Origin of the sequence: Rhodococcus chondri, from assembly GCF_036327435.1 — a bacterium.
Lineage (GTDB): Bacteria > Actinomycetota > Actinomycetes > Mycobacteriales > Mycobacteriaceae > Rhodococcus > Rhodococcus chondri.
Genome location: NZ_JAUZMZ010000254.1, coordinates 1 through 5,017, shown reverse-complemented (window position 1 = coordinate 5,017; position 5,017 = coordinate 1). Strand labels below are relative to the sequence as shown.

The window sequence follows — 5,017 nt, the reverse complement described above, 5'->3', positions numbered from 1 at the left end:
TGGTCCCCCCGACAGGGGGGGGGGCGGGGGGGGCAGGTGGTCCGGTCGCGCCGAGAACTGTGAAGGAGCATGCATGAGCGTCCAGCCGGGTGAGTCTCGTCGTCACCGTGTCGTGGTCATCGGATCCGGATTCGGTGGGTTGTTCGGCACCCAGGCACTCAGGCGCGCCGATGTCGAGGTCACCCTCATCGGTCGCACCACCCACCATCTGTTCCAGCCGCTGCTCTACCAGGTGGCGACGGGCATTCTGTCGGTCGGTGATATCGCCCCGGCCACCCGGATGGTGTTGCGCAAGCAGAAGAACGCGCAGGTGCTGCTCGGGGAGGTCGAGACCATCGATCTGGAGAAGAAGACGGTCACGTCCCGGTTCCTCGAGCGGCAGACGGTCACCGAATTCGACAGTCTCATCGTCGCCGCGGGTGCGGGGCCGTCGTATTTCGGCAACGATCACTTCGCCGAGTTCGCGCCCGGCATGAAAACCATCGACGATGCGCTCGAGTTGCGGGGCCGGATTCTCGGGGCGTTCGAGCAGGCCGAGTTGTCCGACGACCACGACGAGCGGTCACGGCTGCTCACCTTCGTGGTGGTGGGGGCGGGTCCGACCGGGGTGGAGCTGGCCGGGCAGATCGCGGAACTCTCGCGCCGCACGCTCAAGGATGCGTTCCGTCATATCGACTCCACCGAGGCGCGGGTGGTTCTGCTCGACGGCGCCTCGGAGGTGTTGCCGGTCTACGGCGGCAAACTCAGCCGCAAGACCCGCAAGACGCTCGAGCGGCTGGGGGTGGAGATCCAGCTCAATGCGATGGTCACCGGTGTCGACGCGGAGGGGTTGACCGTCAAGGAGAAGGACGGCACCGAGCGGCGCCTCGAATCGCAGTGCAAGGTGTGGTCGGCCGGTGTGGCGGCCAGCCCGCTGGGCAAGCAGCTTGCCGAGCAGTCCGGTGCGGGCATCGATCGGGCGGGACGGGTCGAGGTGCTGCCGGATCTGTCGCTGCCGGGCTACCCGAACGTGTTCGTCATCGGCGACATGATGTCGCTCGACAAGCTGCCCGGACTCGCACAGGTCGCCATGCAGGGCGGCAAATATGCTGCACGGCAGATCATTTCGTCGATCGAGGGACAGGACCCGGCGCAGCGTCCACCGTTCAAGTACTTCGACAAGGGCAGCATGGCGACGATCTCGCGGTTCAGCGCCGTCGCGAAGGTCGGCAAGCTCGAGATCAGCGGCTTCCTCGGCTGGATCGCGTGGTTGTTCATCCACCTGCTGTATCTGGTGGGGTTCTCGTCGAAGCTGTCGACGCTGCTGTCGTGGACGCAGGCATTCTTCTCGAGTGGTCGCAACGAGATGGCCGCGACCGAACAGCAGGTCTTCGCCCGGATCGCGATCGAGCGGTTGCGGGCGCACACCGACGGCGAGCTCACCCCCGGCGCCGACGGCTCGGGCGCGGACGGCTCGGCCGCGAACGGGGCGGGGGCGAACACCGCGCCGGCCGCCGACCGCAAGACGGCCGGCTGACACCTGGCGGTCGGGCCGGCTCGGGTGTCAGTGCCCGAGCCGGTCCGAATCGGGGATGTTGGCGAGCCGGACCTGTCCCTGCGCCACCGTGCGGTCCTGTTCGTCGGTGATCGCGACGCGCCACAGTTGCTGGGTGCGGCCCCGATGGACCGGGGTGGCGACGGCGGTGAGGGTTCCCTCGCGGGTGGCGCGCAGGAAATCGGTGTTGTTGTTGACGCCGACGACGTTGCCGCGGTCGCCGAACCACGCGGCTGCGGCCATGCTCGCGACGGTTTCGATGACCGCGCAGTACACCCCGCCGTGCACGATGCCGTACGGCTGGTGCTGGTTCGGTGTCACCGTCCAGCGTGCCCGCACCTGATCGGCGGTGATGTCGGTGAACTCGAGGCCGAGCGCGGTCCCGAAGCCGGTCGCGTTGAGTGTGGTCACTGTCGCCGGGTCGTGCAAGGGCAGGTCGGTCATGCGAGGTCTCCCGTGTTCGTCGTGGCCACGTCCCGGCGTCGGCGCCGGTGGCTGTCGAACGATGGTAGGACATCGGTGTTTTCGACTCTCGGCGATGCCCGTCCAGCGTCGTCGCCGGTCGGCAGACGAGCCGGCGGGCCCCGCGGTGTGCGGGGCCCGCCGTGGGATGGACCGGGGGTCTCTGCAGCCCTCAGGACTCCGGCACGGTCCGGCAGTAGCCGACCCCCCAACTATAGGGAAGGCTGCCCTAAATTTTCAACCCCTCGGACCGGGAAACCTGCGGCGACGAACGCATCGAGCAGAAGCTGCCCTCGTCGCGCGGCGACCACGCGGGACGCCCCGCCGAGCACGGGCAACTGCGCCGCCCCGGCCACCACGGCCCGTCCGACCAACGACCAGAACCGGGCGGCGTCGAGCGGCGCGCACCGTGCCAGCGCCCGATGCACCGCCGTGAGCGCGGTGACGGCGCGGTGGGCGGTCCATACCGCCAGGGCTTCTTCGCAGGGCAGGACCACGACGTCGGCGGTGCCGGCCGCCGGATCCCCCGGCAGTACCCGCAGGGTGTCGTCGGCGACCCCGGCCCAATCGATGCAGCCGTCGCTGTCCTGGTGCAGCCACAGGTTGTCGAGCCCGGGATCCCAGGCGCGGCCCTCGAGTGCCATCGAGGCCAGCACCCGGCCCACGACGGCGTGGAAGAGGGCGCCCGCAACCTGCTCGACCGCGATCCGGGGGTCGTCGACATCGTCCAGTGCGCGCCGGTAGAGCGACTCGAGTCGCTGCTGCCGCTCCGGGCCGCCGAGGTGCCACCAGCGGCGCTTGGGTTCCTCATCGATACACGCGACCGCGTAGACGCGGGGCGTACCGGCGGTCAGCGCCCGCAGCCGTGCGCGCGTGTCCTCGAAGGCGCGCACCGGCGCGGCGGTGCGCGTACGCGTGGGTGAGGGCAGCAGCAGAGTCGTCATCCGACACCTCCCGATCGTCGAAGCCAAGTCCTAATTAGGTAAGGCTTACCATTGCACTTTCGGTGGCAGTGGCGCAACTCGACGCGGCAGCATCACCCCACCGCGCCCCACCGGAAAATAGGATTCCGTAACCTAACTCGCAGACCCGTTTCCGTCCCGACCCACGGTCGCACTCCCGAGGAGCCCCTGCGCACGTGACCACCACCCGTCACCCCGATGCCCGTCCCTCGGTATCCGACCCGACCGGCCCACCCGGCGCGGGCCGTCGCGTCGTCGCCGAACTCCTCGACCTCGCGCTGCTCGCCCTGCCCCTGACCGTCGGTGCGCTCCTCGTCGACACCCTCGCCGACGCCGACGGCGGCGGCCAGACCGACCGCGTCGTCTTCGGCGGCACCGCCGTCCTCATCGCACTCGGCATCCTGGTGTGGAACCGGGGTCACCGCGAAGGCCACACCGGGGCAAGCCTCGGCAAACACTGGACCGGGCTGATCACCCGCGACCGCGACACCGGCCACCCCGTCGGCACCCGCCGCGCCCTGCTGCGCCGCGGCACCGACGTGGTCACCACCCGCACCGCCGCCCACGACCACTTCACCCCGCTGCCCCCCGACACCGGCGTCGCGGCCCTGCGCCGCCGCCGCCTGCTCGGCCTCGCCGCGCTGACCGTGCTGTTGATGCTGGTGCTGCTCGCCAGCGTCGCCGTCGGCGCCCGCCCGATGAGCTTCGCCGAGGTCTACCACGCGCTGATCGTCAACGACGGCGCCGAAACCGACATCATCGTCCATTCCCTGCGCATCCCCCGCACCCTGCTCGCCCTGCTCGTCGGGATCGCGCTCGGCGTGGCCGGCGCCCTCATCCAAGGCCACACCCGAAACCCCCTCGCCGACGCCGGCCTGCTCGGCATCAACGCCGGCGCCGCGTTCCTCGTGGTCCTGTCCATCTACCTGTTCGGGCTGAGCACCCCCGCGCAGTACCTGTGGTTCGCGTTCGCCGGTGCCCTGACGGCCAGCGTCGTCGTCTTCGGGTTCGCCTCCATCGGCGGCGGCAAATCCAATCCCCTGTCCCTCGCCCTGGCGGGCGCCGCCGTCGCGTTCTTCCTGCAGGCCATGACCCAGACCATCGTGCTGCTCGACCAGACCAGCCTCGACGGCTACCGCTTCTGGGTCGTCGGCTCCGTCGCCGGCCGCGGCATGGAGGTGCTGTGGCAGGTGCTGCCGTTCCTCCTCGCAGGCACGGTCGTCGCCCTCGCCAGCACGCCCGCGCTCAACGTCCTGAGTCTCGGCGAGGACGTCGCCCGTTCACTCGGCACCAACATCGTCGCCACTCGCGTCGTGGGTATCGCCGCCCTCACCGTGCTCACCGGCGCCGCCACCGCCGCCTGCGGACCGATCGCCTTCGTCGGGCTGATCGTGCCGCACATCGCCCGCGCCGTCACCGGCCCCGACTACCGCTGGCTCGTCCCCTACGCCGGACTGCTCGGCGGGGTGCTGCTCGTCCTCGCCGACGTCGTCGGCCGCATCGTCGTGCGCCCCGGCGAACTGCAGGTCGGCATCGTGCTCGCCCTCATCGGTGCCCCGTTCTTCATCGCCCTCGTCCGCCGCCGGAAGCTGGTGTCGCTGTGACCGACCCGACCACCACCACCGCCGCGCAGGACACCTCGCCGGACCGGACCCGCCGTACCCGCTCCCCCATCCACGTCTCCACCGCCGTGCCCGCCCGTCCCGCCTTCCGCATCGGCACCGTCTCGGTGGTGTGGCGCGGCCGCATGGTGGCCGTGTGCGTGCTGCTCGCCCTCGCCGCGTTCCTGCTGATGTGCGTGAGCCTGGGTCGCGGCGACTACCCGATGTCCGTCCCCCAGGTCCTCGAGGTGCTCGTCGGCGGCGGCGAACGACTCGACCGCTTCATCATCGTCGACCTGCGGCTCCCCCGCGGGGTCGGTGCCCTCGTCGTCGGCGCCGCCCTCGCCGTGGCCGGCGCCGTCACCCAGTCCCTGTCGCGCAATCCGCTGGCCAGCCCCGACATCCTCGGCATCACCGCCGGTGCCGGCGCCGCCGCGGTCGCGGTGATCGTACTCACC

5 protein-coding genes are annotated in these 5,017 nt (G+C 70.6%); 3 read left to right on the top strand and 2 right to left on the bottom strand.

Annotated features, from left to right (window positions below; genetic code table 11):
• The first annotated feature begins 73 nt into the window (after positions 1 to 73).
• The gene (locus tag Q8814_RS24395; protein WP_330154547.1) at positions 74 to 1,516 is read left to right on the top strand and encodes an NAD(P)/FAD-dependent oxidoreductase; all 1,443 of its coding nucleotides are present in this window, start codon (positions 74 to 76) and stop codon (positions 1,514 to 1,516) included.
• A 27-nt stretch (positions 1,517 to 1,543) separates the two neighbouring features.
• Here Q8814_RS24395 and Q8814_RS24390 read toward each other — a convergent pair whose 3' ends face one another.
• Together Q8814_RS24390 and Q8814_RS24385 are read right to left on the bottom strand one after the other, a co-directional pair.
• The gene (locus Q8814_RS24390) at positions 1,544 to 1,978 is read right to left on the bottom strand and encodes a PaaI family thioesterase (RefSeq protein ID WP_330154546.1); all 435 of its coding nucleotides are present in this window, start codon (positions 1,976 to 1,978) and stop codon (positions 1,544 to 1,546) included.
• A 230-nt stretch (positions 1,979 to 2,208) separates the two neighbouring features.
• The gene (locus Q8814_RS24385; RefSeq protein ID WP_330154545.1) at positions 2,209 to 2,940 is read right to left on the bottom strand and encodes a hypothetical protein; all 732 of its coding nucleotides are present in this window, start codon (positions 2,938 to 2,940) and stop codon (positions 2,209 to 2,211) included.
• A gap of 194 nt (positions 2,941 to 3,134) precedes the next feature.
• On the opposite strand from Q8814_RS24385, the gene Q8814_RS24380 reads away from it, so the two are divergent.
• Together Q8814_RS24380 and Q8814_RS24375 are read left to right on the top strand one after the other, a co-directional pair.
• Positions 3,135 to 4,562 (top strand): FecCD family ABC transporter permease, encoded by a 1,428-nt coding sequence (locus Q8814_RS24380; RefSeq protein WP_330154544.1) that lies wholly within the window; start codon positions 3,135 to 3,137, stop codon positions 4,560 to 4,562.
• On the top strand, positions 4,559 to 5,017 hold a 459-nt coding region (locus Q8814_RS24375), incomplete at its 3' end, for an iron chelate uptake ABC transporter family permease subunit (protein ID WP_408015980.1). The genes Q8814_RS24380 and Q8814_RS24375, both read left to right, overlap by 4 nt.

Bases quoted from the DNA above. Each gene is read 5' to 3' on its own strand.
- Q8814_RS24395 (WP_330154547.1), top strand. From the start codon at position 74: ATGAGCGTCCAGCCGGGTGAGTCTCGTCGTCACCGTGTCGTGGTCATC.
- Q8814_RS24390 (WP_330154546.1), bottom strand. From the start codon at position 1,978: ATGACCGACCTGCCCTTGCACGACCCGGCGACAGTGACCACACTCAAC.
- Q8814_RS24385 (WP_330154545.1), bottom strand. From the start codon at position 2,940: ATGACGACTCTGCTGCTGCCCTCACCCACGCGTACGCGCACCGCCGCG.